At 41.4% G+C, this 25,584-nt stretch carries 20 protein-coding genes; 9 read left to right on the forward strand and 11 right to left on the reverse strand.

Features of this window, described 5'->3' with window-relative positions:
• Window positions 1-120: 120 nt before the first annotated feature.
• The 3 genes from NWP25_RS03570 to NWP25_RS03580 form a co-directional block, all read right to left on the reverse strand.
• A complete protein-coding gene (locus NWP25_RS03570) occupies window positions 121-1,779 on the reverse strand; it encodes an ATP-binding cassette domain-containing protein (protein ID WP_280698884.1) in 1,659 nt (552 codons plus the stop codon).
• An 87-nt stretch (window positions 1,780-1,866) separates the two neighbouring features.
• Window positions 1,867-2,805, reverse strand: a complete 939-nt coding sequence (locus tag NWP25_RS03575; protein ID WP_280651958.1) for a M15 family metallopeptidase — start codon at window positions 2,803-2,805, stop codon at window positions 1,867-1,869.
• 19 nt (window positions 2,806-2,824) lie between these two features.
• Window positions 2,825-4,300 (reverse strand): protein kinase domain-containing protein, encoded by a 1,476-nt coding sequence (locus NWP25_RS03580; protein WP_280698886.1) that lies wholly within the window; start codon window positions 4,298-4,300, stop codon window positions 2,825-2,827.
• Between the two features lie 549 nt (window positions 4,301-4,849).
• On the opposite strand from NWP25_RS03580, the gene NWP25_RS03585 reads away from it, so the two are divergent.
• The 4 genes from NWP25_RS03585 to thiS all read left to right on the forward strand — a co-directional run bounded on the left by NWP25_RS03585 (window position 4,850) and on the right by thiS (window position 6,742).
• Window positions 4,850-5,032, forward strand: a complete 183-nt coding sequence (locus tag NWP25_RS03585; protein WP_280651956.1) for a hypothetical protein — start codon at window positions 4,850-4,852, stop codon at window positions 5,030-5,032.
• 13 nt (window positions 5,033-5,045) lie between these two features.
• Complete coding sequence (locus NWP25_RS03590; RefSeq protein WP_280651955.1) at window positions 5,046-5,207, forward strand: hypothetical protein; 162 nt, start codon at window positions 5,046-5,048, stop codon at window positions 5,205-5,207.
• A 182-nt stretch (window positions 5,208-5,389) separates the two neighbouring features.
• Entirely contained in the window at window positions 5,390-6,496 is a 1,107-nt protein-coding gene (locus NWP25_RS03595) for a thiamine phosphate synthase (RefSeq protein WP_280651954.1), read from the forward strand.
• Window positions 6,497-6,529: 33 nt separating this feature from the next.
• On the forward strand, window positions 6,530-6,742 hold the full coding sequence (gene thiS / locus NWP25_RS03600) for a sulfur carrier protein ThiS (RefSeq protein WP_280651953.1): 213 nt from the start codon (window positions 6,530-6,532) through the stop codon (window positions 6,740-6,742).
• Here the strand turns inward: thiS and NWP25_RS03605 are convergent.
• A complete protein-coding gene (locus NWP25_RS03605; protein WP_280651952.1) occupies window positions 6,739-7,971 on the reverse strand; it encodes a glycosyltransferase family 4 protein in 1,233 nt (410 codons plus the stop codon). The two genes, thiS and NWP25_RS03605, sit on opposite strands and share 4 nt — an antisense overlap.
• A 1,514-nt stretch (window positions 7,972-9,485) precedes the next feature.
• Here NWP25_RS03605 and NWP25_RS03610 point away from each other — a divergent pair.
• The 4 genes from NWP25_RS03610 (at window position 9,486) to NWP25_RS03625 (ending at window position 16,491) form a co-directional block, all read left to right on the forward strand.
• Window positions 9,486-10,457: a DUF1517 domain-containing protein gene (locus NWP25_RS03610; protein WP_280651951.1), complete on the forward strand. Its 972-nt coding sequence runs from the start codon at window positions 9,486-9,488 to the stop codon at window positions 10,455-10,457.
• Between the two features lie 256 nt (window positions 10,458-10,713).
• Window positions 10,714-12,324, forward strand: coding sequence for an alkaline phosphatase D family protein (locus NWP25_RS03615; protein WP_280656255.1), 1,611 nt, complete (start codon window positions 10,714-10,716; stop codon window positions 12,322-12,324).
• A 217-nt stretch (window positions 12,325-12,541) separates the two neighbouring features.
• Window positions 12,542-15,130 (forward strand): DNA mismatch repair protein MutS, encoded by a 2,589-nt coding sequence (gene mutS / locus NWP25_RS03620; RefSeq protein ID WP_280698891.1) that lies wholly within the window; start codon window positions 12,542-12,544, stop codon window positions 15,128-15,130.
• A gap of 104 nt (window positions 15,131-15,234) precedes the next feature.
• Entirely contained in the window at window positions 15,235-16,491 is a 1,257-nt protein-coding gene (locus NWP25_RS03625) for a dihydroorotase (protein WP_280656256.1), read from the forward strand.
• 165 nt (window positions 16,492-16,656) lie between these two features.
• Here NWP25_RS03625 and era read toward each other — a convergent pair whose 3' ends face one another.
• The gene (era, locus tag NWP25_RS03630; RefSeq protein WP_280651948.1) at window positions 16,657-17,613 is read right to left on the reverse strand and encodes a GTPase Era; all 957 of its coding nucleotides are present in this window, start codon (window positions 17,611-17,613) and stop codon (window positions 16,657-16,659) included.
• A gap of 368 nt (window positions 17,614-17,981) precedes the next feature.
• Here era and NWP25_RS03635 point away from each other — a divergent pair, with 368 nt between their 5' ends.
• Window positions 17,982-19,376, forward strand: coding sequence for a carotenoid oxygenase family protein (locus NWP25_RS03635; RefSeq protein WP_280651947.1), 1,395 nt, complete (start codon window positions 17,982-17,984; stop codon window positions 19,374-19,376).
• A 207-nt stretch (window positions 19,377-19,583) separates the two neighbouring features.
• Here the strand turns inward: NWP25_RS03635 and NWP25_RS03640 are convergent, their stop codons facing one another.
• The 6 genes from NWP25_RS03640 to NWP25_RS03665 all read right to left on the reverse strand — a co-directional run bounded on the left by NWP25_RS03640 (window position 19,584) and on the right by NWP25_RS03665 (window position 25,439).
• Window positions 19,584-20,699, reverse strand: coding sequence for an LptF/LptG family permease (locus NWP25_RS03640; protein ID WP_280652015.1), 1,116 nt, complete (start codon window positions 20,697-20,699; stop codon window positions 19,584-19,586).
• Between the two features lie 95 nt (window positions 20,700-20,794).
• Window positions 20,795-21,523 carry an LPS export ABC transporter ATP-binding protein gene (gene lptB / locus NWP25_RS03645; RefSeq protein WP_280651946.1) on the reverse strand — a complete coding sequence of 243 codons (729 nt, stop codon included), beginning with the start codon at window positions 21,521-21,523 and terminating at the stop codon, window positions 20,795-20,797.
• 27 nt (window positions 21,524-21,550) lie between these two features.
• Window positions 21,551-22,006, reverse strand: a complete 456-nt coding sequence (locus NWP25_RS03650; protein ID WP_374913095.1) for an LptA/OstA family protein — start codon at window positions 22,004-22,006, stop codon at window positions 21,551-21,553.
• A 247-nt stretch (window positions 22,007-22,253) separates the two neighbouring features.
• A complete protein-coding gene (locus NWP25_RS03655; protein ID WP_280651945.1) occupies window positions 22,254-22,646 on the reverse strand; it encodes a DUF309 domain-containing protein in 393 nt (130 codons plus the stop codon).
• Window positions 22,643-23,008 carry a ferredoxin thioredoxin reductase catalytic beta subunit gene (locus NWP25_RS03660; protein WP_280651944.1) on the reverse strand — a complete coding sequence of 122 codons (366 nt, stop codon included), beginning with the start codon at window positions 23,006-23,008 and terminating at the stop codon, window positions 22,643-22,645. Before NWP25_RS03660 ends, NWP25_RS03655 begins: the two co-directional genes overlap by 4 nt.
• Before the next feature lie 319 nt (window positions 23,009-23,327).
• Entirely contained in the window at window positions 23,328-25,439 is a 2,112-nt protein-coding gene (locus NWP25_RS03665) for a PAS domain-containing hybrid sensor histidine kinase/response regulator (protein WP_280698888.1), read from the reverse strand.
• Between the last annotated feature and the right edge of the window lie 145 nt (window positions 25,440-25,584).

Below are 25,584 nucleotides of genomic sequence, written 5' to 3' on the forward strand. Positions count from 1 at the left end.
AACGGTCTGAGGATGTCTTTGACAATCTTGGGAAATGAATTTATAATCATTATCAATTATTATATTTTAATACTTCGCCCAGAATTTACCATATTTTGGGCTATTTTTATCACCTCTTTCTTAACATTCAACACTTGTGGCAATGGCCAAATTAATCAGTAAAATGGCAATGGGTGCAGTGATCAGGGAAATAATTAAATTTATTCGGTCACGAACAATTAACTGAAGGTGTCTTTGAGCTAATATCAAGGTTTGATACCCCAGGGAAGCTTGAACCTGTCTAGGCATTGCTTTGATGATTTTGGAAGCGTTGATACCTAAGCGTTGGTCGATATACTGGGTTTGATAAGGTGAACGCTTAAATTGTTCAGCAGTTGTCATCACAACTTCTTGGTTATCCAATTTAATATAAACATCAGCAAAATCACATTTTTCTAAGTTAAAGAATATACAGGCATCTTCAAAAGACCCAAAGTAACAGAGGTTACCGCCTTGACCTAAAAATGCGATGCGGTCACAGAGATTAATATTACCAGTAGCATGGGTGACTAAAATTATGGTTCTGCCTTGGTTAGCCAACTTCCTCAGAAGCTGCATCATTTTTTTATCTAACCCTGGATCTAAACCTGATGTGGGTTCATCTAAAAAAAATAGTTTGGGATCTACTAATAACTCTACTCCGATGGAAACCCGCTTTAATTGTCCACCACTGAGGTTTTTGACAAAAACATCTCGACTGGCTAACATTTCAATCTGACTTAGGGTTTGTTCAATAATTAAATCAATATCAGCATCTGGTGGGAGTCTGAGTTTGGCAGAGTATTTTAAAGCTTCTACTACTTTTAATTCTTTGTGGAGAATATCTGATTGAGGGACATAACCAATTTGATTGCGATAAATATTAAATTTATGTCGTAGGTTTTCTCCATTGATATAAACGGTTCCCTCGGTGGTGGGTTGAATTCCCAACAAAGTTTGCATTAAGGTAGATTTACCTGCTCCGCTACCCCCAACAAAAGCAACCAATTGTCCAGGTTCTATGGGTAAAGAAATTTGATTAAGCAGGACTTTTGTGTGGTTTCGAGTTTTAATAGTTTTGAAAATATTTTTAGCATCAAGACGAATATGACTGCCTGTATCAGAAGTTACTAATTCATCCCCTTGTAAAACCAAGGTATAGGGGGGGATTTTGATAATGGCACCAGAATTTAAACGAATTTTGCCATTAATTTTTATATCATTCACAAATATGCCATTGGTACTGCAATCATACAAAATATATTCCCCTGGGTTGAGATATTCAATCACCGCGTGTTTACGGGAAATGGTAGGGGCAATTATTTGTAAGTTGGCTGTGGGATCTCTACCTAAAATAGTGGATCTTTCCTTGAGAGAGATAGATGCAAAACTTTTCAGGTTATGAGAACTACTATGGGAGTAACGAAACTCTAGTGTTACTAAAATACTAAAATTTTGACCAATTTTGATAACATCTCCATCTTGGAGACAATATCCTAAATCATGGCTAATCAAATGATTATTGATAAACAATCTATTGCTGCTTGGTTGACGGCGATCACCATCGTAAATATAGTATTTTCCTTCAACTTCTAGTAAAGTAGCTTGGCAGCGACTAATCACTGACCAGTCTGGGGGTACTAATAAGTCTGCTATTTGAGGATCTCTGCCTAATATATGTTGACTATGGGAAAGTTCAAAAGCTGGTAGTATTTGACCCTGATTGGTAAGAACAAGATAGGGTCTGGTGGTTGGGGTCATATTAACTGATGATGATATGGAATTATCAATGCAGAACTAGGAAAAATTGTTCTGTGTTACCTTATTAGGTTCTCAGCAGAAAGTTTGTCATCTTATACTTTTAGAGGCAGCGAAAATTTGGCTAGCACGAACCGAATTAACATATCGCCAATGCCAAGGCTCAAAACTGACTCCTTGACTATTGTTTTGAGGAAAGGATAATTCAAAGCCGTATTTATAAGCATTATTGACAAGCCAGCTATAGGCAGGAGTTGATTCAAACTGAAATTTCAGATCAGTATTAGAGTAATTACCATCACCAATATCTAAGGCATAGCCAGTATGATGTTCACTGTGACCGGGAGGTGCACTTAATCTGGCAGCAGCTTCTTTGTTGCCTCTTCTTTGGATCTGTTGTTGAAAAAGCCTTTCTTGATCTGCTATGGAACGGAAGCCAGAAATAATCATTAACTGAATGCCTTGTGTTTGGGCTCTAGCCTTCATCTGCTTAAAAGCTAGAGCCGCTTCTTGGTCTAAATATTCAGTGCGATGATAATACTTGCCCACAGTTACAAGCCGTTTAGAGGAGTTTTCTGCAAATGCAAAATGTCCTAAGTAAGTATTTATGTTGGATAAACTAGTTTTTTTAGGATTGGGGGGATTAGATTTTTCCTGATACATAGGGTCGAGATATTCTGGAGCAGGTTCAGACAGCACTGGGGGGAGTACATTGCCAGGATGGGGATGAGAATCTACAGATATTGGTTGATCCTCCACAGGAATACCAGGAGCAGAAAGAGATGGCACAACCACAGGAACTGAAGCAGGATAACTTGTATTACTCTGGGTATCCCTTTGGGGATTTAACTGAGATAATTCTGAGGGTAAAGTATGTGGACTTTTCTGGTAATTTTTGCTGAGTTCTGGAGTATAAGAATTATCAGCTTTAGGAAAGTACCACGAAGCAAAGAAAAGTCCCACAATTAAGGAAACAATAAAAACAGTGGTAAATAAAAGAATAAATAGCAGAAGTTTCTTGGTATTCATGGTTTTTCAAAAATAAAACTTACAAGTCAACTAACTGACCAGCTATCCAGCCTGTGATACCGGAAGAAGGATGATATACCTGATACCAAAGGTAACCACTTCTGTCGTAGTCTCTACCTAGAATTTCGATAGGCTGTCCAGTTAAGCCTGTTCCAACAACACCATAATCAGTGCCTGGACCAGAGCGAATATTTTTTGTTCCCGGCCGTCCACCAATAGTTGCATAAGTACCACCACTAGACCCACTACTGGGATTGACTATTATTCTCCTAACGATAGTTTTGGGAGCAGCAGCGGCTTTTTTCTCAGCTTCCCGACGCATTCTTTCGGCAGCTAGACGATTTTTTTCAGCTTCTGCTCTTAAAGACTCAGCTTCTTGCCGTTTCTTTTCTTCTTCTGCTAATGCTTTTTGCACATCTTCTTTTTGTTTTTCACTATCCGCTAGTTTTTGTTCAGCTTCTTTTATCTGCTGCATAATAAGGAAACTTGCTGATACACCTAGGGCTACTACAACAGCAGTTAATAGGATGAGAATTAACTTACTCCAAGGAAAAGAAGATTTTGAATCAGTGGGACTATTTGAAGTTGAGTAACTGGATGAGGGAATAATGACTGTGGGGGTGGGAGATGCTGGAGCAAAGGTTAATGTTTGGGAGTTACTAGAATTAGTAGAAAATCTAGTGCTGGATATGTGGAGAGCCTGATTCATTTCTTCAGCAGTGGCATACCGACTAGCAATTTCCATCTTGACAACTTTGCTTAAAACTGTCCTGAGTCTTGGTTCTACATTAGGGGCATAACTTTCCCACTCCAGTTCCCCAGTAGCAGGATGAATTGACATTTCAATTGGTAATTTTCCTGTAATGGCATAAATCATTGTTAGCCCCAAGGCATAAAGGTCTGTGCTAAACACTGCTCGCCCTGAACTCTGCTCTGGAGCCATAAATCCTCTGGTTCCTACTACCACTGAACTAACTATGGAACCAGACCCCAAGGTGGCAGCCCCCATGGTTTCCTTTACTGCCCCAAAGTCAATTAATACAGGTAGGTGATCGCTGTTTCGGAGGATAATATTTTCAGGTTTAATATCCCGATGAATAATATTTTTGTTGTGAATGTATTTCAACGTATTGAGTAGGGAAGTGAGGATAATTATTGCTTGCTCGGAGCCAATGATTCCCACTTGAGCCAGGTTTTTGCCTTCAATGTACTCCTGAACTAAATAAAATTGATCATGATGGACAAAATAACTGAGTAAGCTGGGAATCTGTGAACTATTCCTACCCAAGTCTTCCAAAACTTTTGCTTCTTTTTCAAACAACTTTTCAATTAAGTCATAGGCGGTGTGATTATCAGAATTAATTGGCTTCAATCGCTTAACTACCACCAGTGACTGAGAAGGTAATTGGGTATCACGGGCGAGAAATGTTTCTCCAAATCCTCCTGAACCCAGGGGATTGACAATTTCATAACGGTTAGTGAGTAGTTTATCCATAGTAGGAGTTAAGAATTGAGGAAAACTTTAACTTTGGAATAACTGCATCCAATGGGATTCCACAGTTTTTTAATTTTCAACTTTGCTAACTTAAATTAAAGTTAATTGACATCTTTGCTGTACTTAAAAGATTGTATAGTTACAGCGCCTTTAAGTCAAATTTTATATATTTATACGTAGAAATATATAAAGTGCGCTAAATGGCTTTGAGAAAAAGCTTTTCTGGGATGAAACCTATTTGATTTGATAAGTGTAAAACTTAAGTTCACTTGCACTAAATCTCTCTGACAAGTGGGATTCAAAAGCGTGTCCGCTCTGATGTTCATCCCCTAACCATTCCTGTCCCGCCTTGAGTGGTGCATCGAGGGTGTAATAAATTTGTTTTTGACAAAAAATCCTCTGCTGTGGCTGATAATAGGGAACTGCTGATAATTAGAGTCCATGGGGTATATTTTGACCAGTGTTATGTACGGGCGGTGAAATTAGCTAAGATAATCTCACTTTTCAATTAAGGAACTGGTGTCGCTAAAATAACCACCACCCAAAATATTGGCTATCACCCTTCAAGCTTCCCTGACAAAGTTCATCGGTTTAGAACAGGCTGATTTGGACAAAACTATTTACCACGGTTTGGTGTCCCAGTGCGACGACCCCCTAGCCATACATTGGGATTTACACACCATTCAGCTAGTTATGTACTGGGAAAAAATGCTTAACTTTACCAGGGATTAGCATTATTCGCTTCTTGACACTGGCTGAAGTTGTTGAACTTCACCGTGAGATTATCCAGCAGTGTGGTAGCGCGTTGGGTATGGGAGATAGATGTGCTTTAGAATCTGCACTGGCTCAACCTCGGATGACTTTTGGCAGGGCAGAAAAAGACATTAAAAGACATTTCCTGGGCTGATATATGTTTTTTTGCCCAGTTTCAGATATATTATAGATTCGTGCATAATAATGCCTAAATATATACAATATATAAAAATATATGTATATGTCTTTTTTTCATCTACGTATTAAAAATATGTATAAATAAATGCTCAAATATACTAATTTTTCCTAAAACCCTACCAGAAATTATTAATCAAAATGTCTAAAAATCTTGATATTACCTCCCTTAATGAAAGTAATAATAGGGTTGTTGTCATGGTGGAACCACACAGCCAAAAAGCACAAACGCAACAAGTTGTTTACCGCATTTTAGATGCTAATCTAGACCGGGCTAGGGAAGGCTTGCGAATTATCGAAGAGTGGTGTCGCTTTGGCTTAAATAATGGTCAATTGGTTGGAGAATGTAAGTCCTTGCGTCAAGAATTGGCTCACTGGCATAGTGCTGAAATACGGGCAGCAAGAGATACACTGGGAGACCCAGGTACGGAATTAAGCCATCCCCAGGAGGAACAACGCTCTAGCATGAAAGGGCTATTGCAGGCAAATTTTTGCCGAGTCCAAGAAGCAATGCGCGTGCTAGAAGAATACGGCAAGCTTTATCATCCCAATATGGGTAAGGCTTTTAAGCAGATGCGCTATCGTGTTTATACTCTAGAGACTGGTTTAATGGGCTACCAGCGTCATCAACTGCTGTGGCGATCGCAATTATATCTAGTGACTTCCCCATCAGAAACTTTGTTCACAACCATTGAAGCTGCCCTCAAAGGTGGGCTAACTTTGGTGCAGTACCGTGATAAAAATGCTGATGATAACCTACGTTGGGAACAGGCGATGAAATTACGCCAACTTTGTCATTCTTACGGTGCTTTGTTGATCATTAATGACAGAGTGGATCTAGCTTTGGCTGTGGATGCAGATGGAGTACACTTGGGACAGCAAGATATGCCCATTGCCATAGCGAGACAATTACTGGGTCACCAGCGTTTGATTGGCAAATCAACTACAAATGCTGAAGAAATGCAAAAAGCAATTGCTGAAGGTGCAGATTATATTGGTGTCGGCCCAGTTTATGAAACTCCCACCAAAGCAAACAAGCCAGCAGTGGGCTTAAAATATGTAACCCACGCAGCCCAAAATAGCTCAATTCCTTGGTTTGCCATTGGGGGTATAGATGCCAACAACATCAACGATGTAATTCAGGCGGGAGCAGAACGGGTGGCGGTGGTCAGGGCTATCATTCAGGCGGAACACCCCACCTTAGTAACACAATATTTTGTCTCTCAGCTTCATCGTACCAAGTTATAAGCAATTTACGACTCAAAATCAGCATTTTTTAAGATGTCTAATCAAATTAGCCTCCAGGTGAATGGGGAAACTCGCAGTTGTTTTTCCCAAACTTGTTTACCAGATTTACTCCAACAGTTGGGTTTTAATCCCCGTTTAGTGGTGGTGGAGTATAACGGTGAAATTTTGCACCGTCAATTTTGGCCACAAACACAAGTACAGCCAGGAGATCGCCTAGAAGTGGTGACCATTGTTGGCGGCGGTTAATTTAACAAACCATTGGGGAGAGGTTCACAGAGGTATAGGGAACGGTGAAGGGTTTTGCGTCTAGCTAATTCTTTGCCTTTACGACCAAGTTTTTCCCGTAGCTGGTGATCGCTACACAAACGTTTGAAAGCTTGAAAAACCTCGTATCCAGATTTGGAATTCACCAGAATACCATTTTCCTCATGACGAACCATATCAATGACAGAGCCTAGACGGGAAGCAATCACAGGCTTACCAAAGTAGTTTGCTTCTAAGTATACAATTTCAAACCCCTGTATGGAGTCTTTGGTGTCTGATAAAGTTAGCATGGCAAAAATATCACAGGCTGCATAATAGCCAGCTAATTCACCCTCAGGTACGTATCCCATAAAGTGTACCCGTTGGTGTACCCGCAAGCGCTGTGCTAAATTTTTTAATGCGGATTCACATGGTCCTTCCCCACAAAGTATGTAGTGAACATCAACTCCCATTGTTAGCAGTAGCGGTAAATTTTCTATCACGCGGTCAAAATTTTTCTCCTTAACTAACCCTCCCACGGAAAGAATCACTATTGCTGTTTCTGGAATGTTGTAAGCCTTCCGTAGGCTTTGACGTAAATCATCAAGATTACCTTGACTTTTATCTACACCAAATTTTTCCGGTCTGATTACAGGTTGAATTACATGAGTAGGAGTTTGTAAGCGAAAATTCTTACGGAGGAAATCCTGGGTAATGTAACTGTTGCAAATAACTCCTTCAGCCCGTGTTAAGGTGAATTTTAAAAGCCATCGCCATACAGGATTGTGTAAACTGTCAACAATATCACCACCATGTAAATAAATAAAAAAGCGTATGGGTAGAATATAGCTCAATAGTAACAGCGCCGGAAATCCATAGGCGTGTCCCCATTCAATGTAACGGTAGTGATAACGAAAATACAGTTTGATAGCCAGGAGAAACGAGCAAATTAAATCGATAACAGGTTGTAAGAAACTCCCTATCAAACTACCTAACCAACATGGAAAATTTGGCCAGCGATATATAGGAAACTGTTGGGCTTCGTCAAATACTTTATCGCCAGAACAACCAGCAGCCAAAACAACTATCCGTTCTGGATCTTGAACACAGCGATTATAGAGATATTCCCCGATTACTGCCTTTTTTGGTAGAAAGACATGGGATATTACTAGAATGTCAGGAGATCCGGTTTGATTTCTGATTTTTGTTGGCAGTTGAGAGATATGTTCCATGTTAGTTTTGATAATGTGAATTGCAGAAATGTTGACTGTTGACTGTTGACTGTCCAAGTTGTGCGTCGGTGATAAAAAATTTGAGCAATTAATGACTCTATTCTCAATAGACAATGAACTTTATCTGGGTAAAACGCAAAAATTGTAAATTTTTATTCCAGGATTCAACACTTCTGTGTAAATTGAAGTGATTATTTAATTTGTAATATTGAAATTGAGCTATAGCATTTACCTTAGTTAAATTGTATGAAATTGACTTAGTTTGTTCTTCCATATTTATTCCCCACTAAAATTATTTTTTAGTATTGACTTTGTTGTAGCTCAAGCAAAGAAGTTAACTAAAGAAGAAACATAATACTTTGTTGTGTGAAGATATCTGCTACAACAGAAGTGAACATCGAAAGTTGAGATTGGTAGTGTCAGTGATTCCAACATCTTGTTGTAATATGTTGGCTGTTGAAATTAAGTTACTATAAATGCTCTGTCTAGCATATGTTGAGCAGCAATTTTTTGTGATGATTTCATGGCATACTTAATTAGCTCTGTATTTAATTTCTCGTGATTTTGTCATGTTAGCTAACAGTTATCCTCGAGAAACCAGAGATTTACACATTTCTTACCAGAAATTTTTACAACCCGTAATTAATATAGACAAGAGATGGATATTTGTATACATGATTACCACTTTGGAGAAGATAGTTTTTAAAAACATAATTTTCCATTTTTGTTTCAGGGAATGGATGACAAATATCTCAGCAATATTTTAGGACATTAAGGATGGGAAATTATTTATTATTTCTGTGAAGTGTTTGTTAATTATATTTGTGTTTGATGAATTGCCCAAATTTGTTTTTTTTAATTAAACCATAAATAAATATTTAACAAAATGGATGATTATAGCTTATTTACTAAATAATAAACTGCTATAAAAACTACTAAAATTTGCTTATTTAAACAGATTATCTTAAATAAATGTACATAGGTTGCCAAAGTGCCAAAAAAGCAATTCTTATAATTACTTATCCCCAGTTAATTGGGAATAAAAATAAAATCTGCCATCAAAATTCTTGTAGACACCTTTCCATGGAAGGTCTATTTGAAAAAAAACCTCTGATGCACAGTTTGAGTATTAACAGGTTAGTAGATGGAATTTTTGTAGTTGACTTAACTTATCTGCATTGATTTGCCATCAGCCGATGGGTATAATGGGTATAAAATTTTTTCTAAAGAATCACCTTAAGTCGCCAGATAATATCAGTGTATGGGGGGAAGTGTGATTTAACCACTTCTGGTAAATCAGAAATATCCCTTCAGCTTACTGCATAACTTAAATAAGACGCGTTAAATTAGAGATGTAGTTGCCAAAAAGATAAACATCAAAAGTCAAGAGCAGGTGGTATCAATCAAAAACCCTACTGTTCTGATGTAATATAATTCTGGGGGATTGAATATTTCTACCATCTCGCAAAGCAATTATAAACCAATAATTAATAGAATTTCCAACCGTGCTTACTATGGGTAACAAAATACAAAAAACCGTCAAACCACTGTTAAAAATTTTCTTGGTCTTTAGCCTAGTACTAACTTTAGCACTTAGCCACCCTGATGGAGCTTTAGCCGCCCGCACTGGTGGTCGCATTGGTGGAGGCTCCTTTAGATCTCCTTCTAGCCGCACCTACACACCTCGCACTTATGCTCCTCCCGGTGGAGGAAGGTACTACCCCGGTGGTGGTGGCTTCGGCTTTCCTTTTTTGATTCCCTTCTGGGGTATCGGAGGAGGATTTGGCGGGTTATTTACCATCTTAATCTTCTTTGCCATCGCTAATTTCCTCCTTCAAACCTTCCGCCGTGTTAGCAGTGGTGAAGGCGAAGAAGTTACCTACAGCAGCAATCAGCCTGTTTCTGTAACTCGGTTACAAGTTGGTTTGTTAGCACAAGCCCGTGGTTTGCAAGCGGAACTTAACAAAATTGCCGAATCTGCTGATACCAATACCCCCGAAGGAAGATCAGCAATTTTACAAGAAACCAGTTTAGCTTTACTCCGTCATCCAGAATATTGGGTATATACAGGAGGGGGGACAGAGCAACTTAAGTTAAGTTCCGCTGAAAGTCAGTTTAACCGTTTGTCTTTGGCAGAACGTAGCAAGTTCAGCGAGGAAACTTTGTCTAATGTCAACAACCAGTTAAAAGCAGCCTTTAACAAAGATGCTTTACCCAATGCTGACCAACTGGAAAATCCCACCCGCCTCATGAGTGAAGGTCCTGGAGAATATCTGATTGTTACCTTATTAGCAGCAACATTGGGTAAGTTCTCTATTCCAGAAGTTAATAGTTCTGATGATTTGCGTCAAGGGTTGCGGCGCATTGGTGGAATTCCCGGTGATCAAATTTTAGCTATTGAGGTGCTTTGGACTCCTCAAGCTGAAGGTGACACCCTCACATCTGATGATATACTGGCGGAGTATCCTGATTTGAAGTTGGTATGAAAAGCCTATGTGGGCTACTGTGGAATTTGACTTGATTTCCCAGGCCTTCATAGATTGGATATCAAAAATAGATGTCAAATCAAAACCTCACTCAGGTGACGAAGGTCTTGGGGGAAGGGTGAGGTTTTTATAATTTTTTACATAAATTTACGGAAAAACAATTGCTTTTAATAACCTTGGCATAACTCAGGCTTTACCTGTTGGCCTTACAGGATGTGGTATATACCTATTTTGTAAGACTTTGGTTGAGGTTTCCATGAGTACAAGGTCCAATAACCCATTGAGGTTCAACCGCCGCCGGTTTCTACTCAATTCTGCTGTGACAGCGGGTGGAATTATTACCACCAATCTGCTCTCAAAATCATCAGTGTTCGCACAAGCACCAGCATTAATTACCTCTAACGCCATGCGCCCCAGCATACCCTATGGTGTTGCCACTGGGGACATGGGCAATAATGGCATTGTAATTTGGAGTCGCAGCGATCGCCCAGCGAGAATGTTAATTGAATATTCTACCAGTGAATCTTTTAACCGGGTGGGACGTGTTCTCGGTCCAATTACTTCGGAAGAACATGATTATACAGGCCGATTTTTGCTGAAGAACCTACCTCCAGACCAGCAAATATTTTATCGAGTCACCTTCCAAGACTTAGACAATTCCAGAATTCAAAGTGAACCCGTAAGCGGTACTTTCCGCACTCCTTCCACAGTTGGGAGGGATATTTTGTTCGTCTGGGGTGGAGATACCGCCGGTCAAGGATGGGGTATTAATCCCGATTTCGGCGGGATGAAAATTTACGAAACCATGCGTCAACTTAATCCCGACTTTTTCATTCATTGTGGGGATACTGTTTATGTTGACAACCCCATTGTTTCAGAAAGAACACTTGAAGATGGCACAATCTGGAGAAACATCACCACCGAAGAAAAATCAAAGGTAGCAGAAACCCTCCAGGAATTTCGTGGCAACTTCCAATATAACTTGCTGGATGATAACGTCAAGCGTTTTAATGCTGAAGTGCCCATGTTGGCACAGTGGGATGACCACGAAACCACAAACAACTGGTATCCCGGAGAAATTCTTCAGGATAGCCGCTATGTAGTTAAGGATGTTAACTTACTAGCGGAAAGGGCAAGACAAGCATTTTTTGAATATATGCCCATGAACTACAGCACAAGATTTGGTGCTGATAGCTCAAAAATTTATCGTTCCTTCCAACATGGCCCATTACTAGACATATTCATGCTGGATGAACGTACTTATCGGGGGCCAAATACTCAGAATGTTCAGCCAAAGTCAAATGCGGAAACAGTTATGCTGGGTAGGCCACAATTAAAATGGTTGAAAAAGCAACTACTAGAGTCAAAAGCTACTTGGAAAGTAATTTCCAGTGATATGCCCTTAGGACTGATAGTTAGAGACGGTCCCAGCAACTTTGAAGCTTGGGCTAATGCAGACAATGGCCGCCCCTTGGGAAGAGAATTAGAGTTAGCCGAATTACTGCGATTTATCAAACGTCGGAATATTGAAAATGTTGTTTGGATAACTGCTGACGTACATTATGCAGCAGCCCATTATTACGACCCCAGCAAAGCAGAATTTACTGACTTTAAGCCTTTTTGGGAATTCGTTGCAGGACCCCTTAACTCTGGTACATTTGGCCCGGGACAATTAGAGAATACCTTCGGTCCACAGTTAATGTTCCAAAGTAATCCCCCGGGTATGAGACCAAATCGCCCCCCCAGCGAAGGTTTACAGTTCTTTGGCGCAGTCAAGATTGATGCTGATACCAAAGTGATGACAATCTCTCTGCGTAATTTAGTTGGGGAAGTTATTTACACCAAAGAATTAACACCGGAAAGTTAAGTCTTTCTTTAGCTCTTTTAGATCCAGCAAGATAGAACCCTATCTTGCTGGCTTTTTTATATTGTGGTTGACAGGGTATTTTGGATTTTCTCCCCATCTATCAAAAACCTGAATAGTGCGAAAATTCCATAACAAAACTTTGAGCCATAGCCTTTCCCGCCCCACATCACGTTATCATCAGCTGTTGTGGAATCTCCGTGCATTACCCCTACCATTTATGACCGCTTCTCATCCTGAAACCCAACCAACGGAACCCAATAACTCCGCCACCCCTCACATCGACACCAAACTGGTAGACCGCACTAAGCTCAGTAAAATGTACCAGCATTATGTAGAAGTGAAAGATAAATATCCCCACGCCGTACTGCTATATAGGGTAGGAGATTTTTTTGAAACCTTTTTCCAAGACGCTGTAACGGTATCCAGAGAACTAGAACTCGTACTCACCAGCAAACACGGCGGCGAAATTGGTCGCATAGCCATGACCGGCGTACCCCACCACGCCTGGGAACGCTACACCACCCAACTAGTGGAAAAAGGCTATGCAGTAGTAATTTGCGACCAAGTAGAAGACTCATCCACCGCCGTCGGCTTAGTAAAGCGAGAAGTAACACGTATCCTCACCCCAGGAACCTTACTAGAAGAAGGAATGTTAAAAACTAGTCGCAACAATTACCTAGCCGCCGTAGTAATTGCAGCAAATCATTGGGGATTAGCCTATGCAGATATTTCCACCGGAGAATTCCTCACCACTCAAGACAGCAACTTAGAACACCTCACCCAAGAGTTAACGCGGTTACAACCCGCCGAAATACTAGTTCCCACCAACGCACCAGACCTAGGTACCTTACTGCGTCCTGGAGAAACCTCCCCCCATCTTCCCCCCTGTCTACCACCGTCATTTTGTTATAGCCTACGCCCCCAAACCCCCTTCTCCCAAAACGAAGCTCGATGTAAACTATTAGAAAAATTTAAATTGCGATCGCTAGAAGGAATTGGTTGCAACCATCTACCCTTAGCCCTACGAGCAGCTGGTGGCTTATTAGAATATGTAGAAGACATGCAGAAAGTCAACCCAGTTGCCCTGCAAAAACTACGCACATACACCATCACCGACTACCTAATCATTGATAATCACAGCCGCCGCAACCTAGAAATCACACAAACAGTCCGAGACAGCACATTTCACGGTTCCTTACTGTGGTCATTACACAGAACCACCACAGCCATGGGCGGGCGAGCATTGCGACGATGGTTATTGCAACCATTACTAGACATTAAAGGTATTCGAGCCCGTCAAGACACCATTGCAGAATTAATAGCAAACACCCCCCTACGCCAAGACTTGCGACAACTACTAAAGCAAATTTACGACTTAGAACGGCTAACAGGAAGAGCCAGTTCAGGAATTGCCAACGCCAAAGACCTAGTAGCCCTAGCAGACTCCTTCTCACAACTACCAAAACTATCCAACCTAGTAGCAGACGCGTCATCCCCCTTCCTCAGAGCCCTACAAAAAATTCCCCCCACCATAGTAGAACTAGCAGAAAAATTACACGCCCATCTAGTGGAATCACCACCCATAAACATCAAAGAAGGCAACTTAATACGCCCAGGAATAAACCCTGAACTAGACCAGAGAAAAACAACCGTAGAATCAGATCAACAATGGATAGCCAACCTAGAAATTGACGAACGAGCAAAAACAGGAAATTCCACATTAAAAGTAGGATTTAATAAAACCTTTGGTTACTACATCAGCATTTCCCGTAAAACAGCCCACATACCCGACAATTACATTCGCAAACAAACCCTAACCAACGAAGAACGTTACATCACCCCAGAATTAAAAGAACGAGAAGCCCGGATTCTCACAGCCCGGGAAGATTTAAACCAGCTAGAATATCAGATTTTTACAGAATTGCGCCAAGAAGTAGGAGAAGAATCCGAAACAATTCGTAACATTTCCCGTGCCGTAGCCGCCGTAGATGTGCTGTGTGGTTTAGCAGAACTAGCCATACAGCAAGACTACTGCCGTCCAGAAATAATTGAAGGACGGGAAATCACCATCATCCATGGTCGTCATCCTGTAGTAGAACAAACCTTACCCACAGGATTCTTCGTACCAAACTCCACCCAATTAGGAAAACAAGAAAAAAACCACCCACACCCAGACAAAACAGAAGAAAACCCAGACTTAATCATCCTCACCGGACCCAACGCCAGTGGGAAGAGTTGTTACCTACGTCAAGTAGGGTTAATTCAGCTAATGGCGCAAATAGGTAGTTTCGTCCCCGCCAAATCGGCGCAATTAGCATTGTGCGATCGCATCTTCACCCGTGTAGGAGCCGTAGACGACCTAGCCACAGGTCAATCTACATTCATGGTAGAAATGAACGAAACCGCAAACATCCTCAACCACGCCACCGCGCGATCGCTAATATTACTAGATGAAATTGGCCGGGGAACCGCAACCTTTGATGGTCTTTCCATCGCCTGGGCTGTAGCAGAACATATAGCAACAGACATTCAAGCCCGGACAATTTTCGCCACCCACTACCACGAATTAAACGAACTAGCCAGTATTTTACCCAACGTAGCCAACTATCAAGTCACCGTAAAAGAATTACCCGACAAAATCATTTTTCTCCACCAAGTCCAACCCGGCGGAGCCGACAAATCCTACGGTATTGAAGCCGGACGACTAGCAGGCCTACCAGACCCAGTAATTCAACGAGCAAAACAAGTAATGGCGCAAATTGAAAAACACAGCAAAATTGCCCTAGGGTTGCAAAACATAAAATAATACACTCTCATTCATCCCCACCCTAAAATAAACCCCTTAAAACCCATTCAAATAGACATCACCAACCCAAACCCAAACAAAATTTACCCTTCCCAAATAACTTCATGATAGAACTACTACAACAAGTCAGAGTAATTGACCCAACCCTAGAAATTGACCAAATAGCCGACGTACTAATCGCCGACAATCAAATTCAAGACCTAGCCACACAAATCACCAACATCACCCCACACACACAAATCAAAAATTGTCGAGGATTAATCCTCGGCACAGGGTTAATCGACATATATAGTCACTCCAGAGAGCCAGGATTTGAACAACGAGAAACTCTGTCATCCCTACTACAAGCCGCCGCAGCCGGAGGGTTTACCAGAATTAGCATCCTACCAGACACATGCCCAGTTATCGACCACCCCGCCATTGTTGCACAATTGCAGCAAAAAAATAAGCCCAACCCAAACACACCCCATCTTTATATCTGGGGTGGAATAACTCAAAACCTAGCCGGCAAGCAACTAACAGAACTAGGAGATTTAGCCGCATCCGGGGTAATTGGATTCACAGACAATCAGCCCTGGGAAAACCTAGACATAGTGCAACGAGCCTTAGAATATCTTCAACCAACTAAAAAACCGGTGGCATTCTTTGCCAGCCATAGCTCATTATCCCCCAATGGAGTAATGCGCGAAAGCCCAGAAGCTCTGCGCCTAGGCTTACCCCCCATCCCAGCCAGCGTTGAAACCACCGCCATTGCCTCCTTATTGGAACTAGTGGCGGCCACCAGCACCCCCGTACACATCATGCGAATCTCCACAGCCCGCAGCGTAGAACTCATCGCCTCAGCGAAACACCGCGGCCTACCCATCACCGCCAGCACCAGTTGGATGCACCTATTACTTGACACCAAGGCAATTAAAACTTACAACACAAGCCTGCATTTAGACCCACCCCTAGGTAATTCCAGTGACGTAGAAGCTTTACGCACCGGAGTCAAAGAAAGAATAATAGATGCCATCGCCATAGACCACGCACCTTACACCTACGAAGAAAAAGTCCAAGCCTTTGCCCAATCTCCTCCAGGAGCCATTGGTTTAGAATTAGCACTACCCCTACTATGGCAGCATTTGGTTGAAACCGGTAAATTCACAGCCTTGCAATTGTGGCGGGCTTTAAGCACCGAACCCGCAAAATGCTTGCAACAAAAACCAAGCGCAATTACTCCCAAGGAAAAAGCAGAACTGACCTTATTCGACCCCCAAAAAACATGGATAGTAGAACAAAAAAACCTTCACACACTTTCTACTAACACACCCTGGCTAGGACAAGAACTCAAAGGCCGTGTTGTGAAAATTTGGGTTTGACACCCCCAGGTAACTGCAAAGCAGTGTAGCAGGAGATTCTTGGTTCTTAGAAACACGCTTCGATTTTATTTAAACTATTTAATAAAGTGTTTGAAAACTTATAATTAATACATCAAACATTACTTTACCCCACCTTCCCTATTTCCCCCCTTCCTTAAAAACAATTTAGTCTTCCACACGGTAGCCCAACTCCGCTAAACTCATAGACGATTGTCGCCATTTTGGTTGTACTTTAACAAATAGCTCTAGGTAGACCTTACCAGCAATGAGCTTTTGAATTTGTTCCCGGGACTCACTACCAATAGCTTTAAGCATTGAGCCTCCCTTACCAATAAGAATACCCTTTTGGGAATCCCGCTCAACGTGTATAGTTGCAAGCACACGGGTGATGCTGGGTGTTTCTTCTACTTTATCAACAGCGATAGCCACTGAATGAGGAATTTCTTCACGAGTCAACAGTAAAATCTGTTCCCGAATCAATTCCCCCATAATAAAGCGCTCTGGTTGGTCAGTTACCAAGTCAGGGGGATAGTAAAACGGCCCAGTGTCTAAATGTTCAACTAACAATTGTTGTAATTCTGGTAATTCTGCACCAGTTTGGGCGGAAAATTTGACCATCGGCCATTGTTGGGGTCGGGCTAAACCTTGGTAACTATTATCAATCAACTCAGAGTTTAGGGGTTGTTGGTCAATTTTATTCAAACCCAAAATTACGGGAGTTTCATTAGGTAATAGCAAATCGGCAATAAAGCGATCGCCCGCACCACAAACCACTGAACCATCTACCACAAACAGCACCACATCCACAGAGTCAATAGCATTTTTGGCATTTTTCACCAGCACTTCCCCCAATTGATGATGGGGTTTATGAATACCCGGTGTATCCACAAAAATTAACTGTGCCACTGGAGTAGTTAAAATCCCTCGCAAACGATTGCGTGTAGTTTGTGCTACTGGTGAGGTAATAGCTATTTTTTGCCCTACTAATTGATTCATCAAAGTAGACTTACCGACATTGGGACGACCAATAATGCCGATGAAACCCGATTTAAATTCAGGAGGAGCCTGGGGGATGGATACTTCTCCTGAAAAAGAGAAGTTGTGATTATCAATACTAGTCACCTTAAGCTCCAACGTTATATATTACAGGTTAGATAAGTTGATTCTGTTCTCAGGTCCGCAACAAACATAATTTAACCCTGGCATTTTGAGGGACTGCCTTTATATAAGTTTAATCTAATCATGACCTAACATAACTCACCTCTCCCCTGGAGCCAAGGCGAGAAGATAATAAACTATTGCTACCCTATGAACACTAAAGCCACTCCCTTAGCCTAGTAGAGCCTTCGCGCCTTTGCTAAAGTGTGGTAAATTCAACATTATCAAAAATAATTAATGTTAATTTCCACTGAAAAACTATACCGAAACTGTGAAGAACAATCAAAGCCATCCCTCATATTATTGAATTACTTGCTTACATCCTCAAAACAATGACAACCACAGAAATCAATCCCTATCTCCATGGTAACTTTGCACCAGTCAGGGAAGAAATTACAACTGATACACTCAAAGTCATAGGTGAGCTACCGGCTAACTTATCGGGGATGTTTGTCCGCAATGGGCCTAATCCTCAGTGGTCACCCATTGGCAAGTATCACTGGTTTGATGGCGATGGAATGTTACACGGTGTCAGGATCACCAAGGGTCAAGCAACTTATCGCAATCGTTACGTGCAAACACAAGGATGGAAAATAGAACAACAAGCAGGCAAAGCTCTGTGGTCTGGGTTATTTGAACCAAAACAAATGGATACTCCTGATGGTATGTCCAAAAACACAGCCAACACAGCCTTGGTTTGGCATGGTGGTCAAATGTTGGCGTTGTATGAAGGAGGGGCGCCCCATGGGATCAAGCTTCCTGATTTACAGACAATTGGTGAACATACTTACAAGGGGAAACTGGTTTCTTCCTTCACAGCTCATCCCAAGGTAGACCCAAACACGGGTGAAATGATGTTTTTTGGTTACGGGCTTACACCACCATACTTGCAATATGGCATAGTTTCACCAGCAGGGGAAATCATCCAGACAGTACCAATTGACCTGCCAATGCCGGTGATGATGCATGATTTTGCCATCACTGAAAACTACACCATATTCATGGATTTACCCTTGACTTTCAATTTGGAAAGAATCAAACGGGGGGAACCTCTGATTAGATTTGAGGGCCATCGCCCCAGTCGCTTTGGTATTATCCCTCGTTATGGCGATAATAGTAATATCCGCTGGTTTGAAAGTTATTCTTGCTACATCTTCCATGTCCTCAACGCCTATGAAGAAGATGATGAAGTAGTACTAATTGCCTGTCGCATGAGTGGGAGTACAGTTCTGGAGGTTGATAATTCCTCAACCGACCCAGAAGCAAATATTCCCCGCCTACATTGCTGGCGATTTAACCTCACCACAGGTAAAGTGCGTGACGAAATGCTAGACGATGTACCAGCAGAATTTCCCCGCATTAATGAAAACTTCTTAGGGCAATCAATACAATACGGTTATGCTGGCAAGGTGGCCAAGGATCCGCTACCATTGTTTGATGGATTAATTAAATACAACCTGAGTAATAGAAAATCCCAAATTCATCAATTCGGTCCAGGACGTTATGGCGGCGAGGCTGTGTTTGCACCTAGTATTGGTGCAACAGCAGAAGACGACGGCTGGTTAGTTACTTTTGTTTACGATCAAGCTTCACAAACTTCTGAACTTGTAGTTATCAACGCCCAAGACGTCACGGCGGAACCTGTGGCGCGGATACCAATTCCCCAAAGAGTACCCTATGGCTTCCACGCTGCTTGGGTTTCTGAGGAACAGTTAAAAATTAACTGAATAAACCAAAAGAACCTCCCACATATGGATATTTCAGTGCTTGCAATTAGTATTGAGTTTGAATAACAACAATGACTAACCTCCGGCGCAGTTGCCAAAGTAATCGCTAATGTCAAATCTGCAAACGACGAATTTTCCTTGGTAACAGCTGAGGTTGCGGAACAGTGAGTAGTTACACAATGTTAGTGGGGGTTTAATTTCCATCCATCAGCGTTGAGCTACCCGCATCAATAATAATATACCTACTCCTAAAAACAAGAAATTAGGTAGCCAAGCTCCTATCAATGGAGAAAAAACACCAGCTTGTCCCATTGCGCCACTAATAAAGAAAATTAAATAATAAGTAAAAATTACTATGACACTCACACCAAAACTTGTGCCTCGTCCGCTACGCTGACGTCTTGTTCCCATAGCCGCACCCACCAAGCCAAAGACTACACAGACAAATGGCAAAGAAATTTTTTGTTGGATGCGTACTTCAAGTTTACGAATTTTTTGCCTATCGCCACCAATACGTTCTATTTCTAATTGTTCTAAAGACTGAGCAATATTCATTTCCCCAGAATCTCGGCTTCTTTCTACTAAGTTTAATGGTGTGCGAGGTAGTTGCAGTTGTTGGTGTTCAAAGCGTAAGATATTGCGATAGGATCTGTCAGGAGCTACTAAATAAACTGTACCGTTGTAAAAATCCCAAACATTGTCAGCAGAATTCCACTCAGCAGATTCTGATACAACAATTTGATTTAAACCTTTTGTGCTGCGGTCTATGATGGTTAAACCATTCATTTGTTTACCATTAAATCGGTCAGCATAAAATAAACGTGACAATATTCTAGTCTTGCTACCATCTTCCTCTATGCTTTCTCGGTATTCGGGGTAGAAGATATTTGTCTGCTGCAAAGTGGGTTTATTTGACTTGAGAGCTTTTTCCAAAGTCACAGTTGCTTGGTAATTTGCTGCTGGCGCTATTTGTTCATTAAAAACAAATGTCATGACTGTTACCACCATGCTCAACACCACAGCCGTTAGTACCATGCGATAGACACTGACTCCACAGCCACGCATAGCAATGAGCTCGCTTTCGCTGGAAAGACGACTATAAGTCATCAAAGTAGCTAACAGCGTGGACATGGGGAAGGCTAACACAATAAAATTGGGGAATTTTAGCAAAAAAACCTGAATTGCAATATTTATCGGCAATCCAGATTCGACAATTTTCCTCACTAACTCAAACACAGCATCAATAGTCACACCTAGTGATGAAAATGCTCCCACACCAAACAAAAAAGGTCCTACCAATTCTTTGGTCAGGTAGCGGTCCATGAGAGTAAAAGGCAACAGCGAATAGAGACTGGATAAAGAATAAAGCTTCTTTGATATCATAAGGAACTATCAAAACTAAGTATGGACATCCCAGTTCACGCCTGAAAGTTATCTCCCAAATAGTGTTGGCGGACAAGGGGATTATTATAGAGTTCTTCAGGATTACCAAAAGCCAGAATTTGTCCCTCACGCATAATATAGGCCCGGTCTGTAATGGCTAAGGTTTCCCGGACATTGTGGTCTGTAATTAAGATCCCCATACCGCGATGGCTTAATTGTGCGACAATGTGCTGAATTTCCGCAACTGCAATGGGGTCAACTCCGGCAAATGGTTCATCTAAAAATAGAAATTTCGGGCCTTCTCTCCCAGCCGCTAAAGCCCGCGCTAATTCTGTCCGCCGTCTTTCTCCTCCTGAAAGTTGAATTCCTTTGCTTTTAGCGACTTTTTCTAAGCGAAACTCCCGCAGTAAAGTTTGCATTCGTTTTGACCATTCCCATCGAGGCACATGAGTTTGTTCTAGCACCAAGAGAATATTATCTTGTACTGTGAGTTGGCGAAAAATACTTGGTTCTTGAGCTAAATAGCCAATGCCTAATTGCGCTCTTTTATGCATTGGCATAGCAGTGATTTCCAGACTATCCAGCCAGACTTTGCCGTGGTTAGGTTTTTCTAGACCTGTAGCAATGTAAAAAGTCGTCGTTTTACCGGCACCATTGGGGCCCAGTAAGCCTACGACTTCACCCTGAGAAATGGAAAGGTTGACGCGATTGACGATATTTCGCTTACCGTAAGATTTGTGAATATTCTCTAAAACAATTTTCACTATTCGCGCCCGGTTTATTAATCAATGCTAATTAGATTGTCCGCCAATTTCAGGATCATTGACCATGTAGGTGGACTCAACTTGACGGTTGGATGGAGGTAAAGCTACAAAACGTCCTTCGTCAATAAGATATGTTACTTTCTCCGCACGGATGCTATTGACTCCCTGTTGCAAAATATAAACATTTCCAGTCAAATCAATGCGACGTTCCCTGCTAAAAAATTGTGCTTGAGCGGCTGTGGCTTTAATCTGGCGAGCGGGATACAACATTTGCACATTACCGCGAGCTGTGGCTACTTGAGTGTTGGCGTTATATTCTTGCACATCAGCGCTGATGGTCAAGGGACTATTTTCCCGAGATTTTTGTGCAGTGGCAGTTTGGGTGTCAGTGGCAAATGTCAAGGAACCCAAGAGTGCAGCTGGTAGCATTAAGGCTAATCCCAGGCGACGCATTTGTGATATTGGTAATTGATGGAAGGACATGATATTTTAATTACAAATTTATGATATCAGCTTGCATATTAATCATCTCAATTTGTTTATCCAGATATAAAATCTACATTTTGGAGTAAATTGGGATAACTATTATCTGCAATATCGACGCTGTGTCACTCCTGAAGGTTTCGCTGAACTGGACGGAAATCTTGAGATGTTAGCTTTTCAACTGGAGAGTGCCGACAAAAAGCTGGCATTTGTTGGCATTTGTCAGCTTTTTTAAATCGGCTACAGTTTACTTATTCCCTAGCACAATTTTTGGTCTAGGCAAACCATGACTATTATCCGAGTTACCAGCACTAAACTTTTCTGCTCCGATTTGTTGTAGTGCTGATAACAATGCTGCACTCTGACTTAATAACTCGTCCACATCAATGTTGCTATAAACAGATGGGTAACGTCCCAGGCGGTTGCTGCCTTCTCCCAGTAAAATTACTGCACCTCGCCAGTTGCCATTAGCCAAATGGTACTGTGCTACAGCAATTTGTAAAATGCCTTGATAAAAGGTTTTTTCTGGTTCCTTTGCTTCTATCCACAAAGCTTCTAAGGTGTCATGACAGGCGTAGAAGTGCCCAGAGTTAAACTGTTCTACTCCTTGCCAAAACTCTTGGGGGATAATTTCGCTCATGCCATGCTGTTTCGCACTTCTTTAATGGTTTCTAGACTAATTTCTTGTTTGTCTCCAGCAAACTCATTGTCTGAGGTGAGAAATAGCATACAGTGGCACTCTTTGCGTTCTCTCATGGGCACACAGGGACAGTTCCAATATGCAGCATTCACTTCAGCTTCTTTGTCTTCGTAGTGGCGACAGGGACACAAAGGCGAACCTAAGTCATCTTTATGTTTTGCTAGTCCCTCAATTACCACTGCGGTGACAGAAGGTTCCGAACAAAAGAATGTTCCAGTACGTTTAGCATACTGCTCGGAAAAATGCCGCATTGCTTCTAAGCTTTTATCAGTGGATGTTTTGTTATTTTCTGATGAGATCATGTGGATCGGCGCTGATAATTTAAATATTTGTTTGCATTGTACCTCATTGGTCATTAATCATTGGGAAGAGTATATTTTTTGCAATAAGCCCATGGTCTGGGGGGTCTGATTGCAGACTTCCAATTCTACAGTTACTTTCCCTTGGTGATACAGGTTGGAGTGGGCAATGTTTAACAACTACACCCACTGGCGATTGCCTCCGCGATTGCACAAAGCGCAATCGCGGTGCTAAAAAACCAACTGGCTATGGACAAACACCCATGACTAATGGCAGTAATGGCATAGAGCCGCCATTAAAGAACACAAAGCGGCAATTTCTCTATTCATCTGATGCAATTTTAGCAATCAATACGTTATGTATAGAGTTCAACAACTCCTCCGCTGTAAAAGGTTTTGCTAAAAATCCTTGAATCCCTGTCACACTGGCCTGTACTAAAGCTTCAGCACCAGAAATAGCACTCATGGCAATAATTTTTACTTCTGGGTTGATGACTTGCAAGGTGCGAATGGCTGTTGTCCCAGATGTGGATGGTGTCATCATATCTATCAACACTAGTTGAATGTCTTGCTGGTGTTCACTATAAAGAACAAGAGCGTCAATTCCTTTCTCAGCAATTAATACTTTGTAGTTGTGAATCTCTAATGTGGTTTTGGTAATTTGAGTGATTGCTGCTTCTTCATCTACAACTAAAATTAATTCTCCGTTTCCTGTGGGCATTTTGCTCTCGTCTCCTGTGGACAAAGTGCTATTTTCACTACTGGGCAGGTAAATGTGAAATTGGCTACCAATTCCTACTTGACTGGATACTTCTACGAAACCGTCGTAGCTTTTGACGATACCAATTACTTTAGATAAACCTAAACCAGGATTTTTATTCTTTTCCTTGGTAGTGAAAAAGGGTGTGAAAATCTTATTGATGATTGTTGGATCAATACCAACTCCGGTATCAGCAACTGTAATCACTACGTAGGAACCTACTTTGGCACCGATATGTTTTTTTGTCAAGCTTTCATCAATGAAGGCTTTCTTGGCAGAGATTCCTAGTTTGCCACCTTGAGGCATGGCGTCACGAGCATTCACTAACAAGTTCATCAATACTTCATACAGTTGGGTTTGCTCTCCCGAAACTATCTCTATATTTGCAGGTATGCTTATATCTGTTTGGATAGATTGAGGTAATAGTTGTTGAATTGTCTGCTCAATGTCTTTCATCAGATTTGATAGTGATACAGTTGAGCCTTTTGTGTGAAAGTTGCTAGTAAATGACAAAATTTGCTCGACTAAATCAATTCCCCGTTTGGTATTAGTTTCTAATAACTTAAGCATTTGTACTGAACTTTCGCTTAGGTGGGGATGTTTAATGGGTAACAGTTGCGCCACGGTGATCATCGGATAAAAGATATTGTTAAGGTCTTGAGCGATGGCACTAGTCAGAGTACCGAGGCTTTCTAATTGCTTGGCGCGCTGAAGTTGTATTTCTAGTTGTTTTTTCTCGGTGATGTCGGTGTCAACACTCATAATGGATTTGGGCAAACCTGCGGCATCATACATTAGTGTCCAACGGCTGTTAACGATAATGGACTTACCGTTTCTGGTTAGTTGTCTCAACTCTCCAAACCATGAACCATGCTCTAAAACAGTTTTCAGCGCCACTGTGAGTTGAGGCGAAAGTTCTGGACACAACAGCTCCCAAGTATTTCTTCCTATCGCTTCCTCAGCCCGCCAGCCATAAATATTTTCTGCTCCTTTGTTCCAATATAAAATTTGATTTTGTAGGTCTCTCACTAAAATTGCATCTGTTGTAATATCTAGCAGCGCCGCCTGTTCGCTGATTTTTTGCTGTGCTTGGAGGCGATCGCTAATATCCCGGAATAACCATCTCAAGCCTTGTTTTTTGTGTTGATAATTACTGTCACTGGCGACAATGGTTACTTCCGCCGGAAAGTCTATTTCCCCTTTGTTGTGGAATATCCGTAATTGTTCTGTGCGTTGCTGTTTTTTCTGCCGTAATTCCAGGAGCAAGGAGCGAAATTTTAGCAATTCTGTCTGATGGATAAATACAGAAAGCGGTTTGCCCATGAGGTAAGACTGACTGACATTAAGTAACTTGGCCGCCGCATAGTTAGCTTCTTGAATTATCCCAGTTATATCAGTAACTAAATATCCATCCGGGGCAAAATTGAATAAATCTTCGTAAGACTGACGTTCTGCTTCTACAAGATGGCGGATAGCGGCTAATTCCTGGTTTTGTTCCGTTAGCTCTTCTGCCAAAACATGTAGTTCTTCTAAAGAAATTGAAGTTTGGGCGATGGCTTCTTGCAAGAGTTGTGTAGAAGTACAAGGTTTTTCTGCTTGACTAGCACGCTGAGATAAGTTTTCTAATCGCTTATGAGCTTTGGCAATAGCTTCCTCTAAATTATCCTTGATCATTTACCTTCTTCTCCTGTGATTTCTCCTATAGTTGTTTCTGTCTCGAAAACCTCTCTCGTAGAACAAAAGACTGTGGCAGTTCTTTCCCTTGGACTCTTGGGGTAAGCTGGGTATGGATTTTTTCATCTAATCTAAAGAATTAGAT

Origin of the sequence: Umezakia ovalisporum Ak1311 (assembly GCF_029891685.1) — a bacterium.
Classification (GTDB): Bacteria; Cyanobacteriota; Cyanobacteriia; order Cyanobacteriales; family Nostocaceae; genus Umezakia; species Umezakia ovalisporum.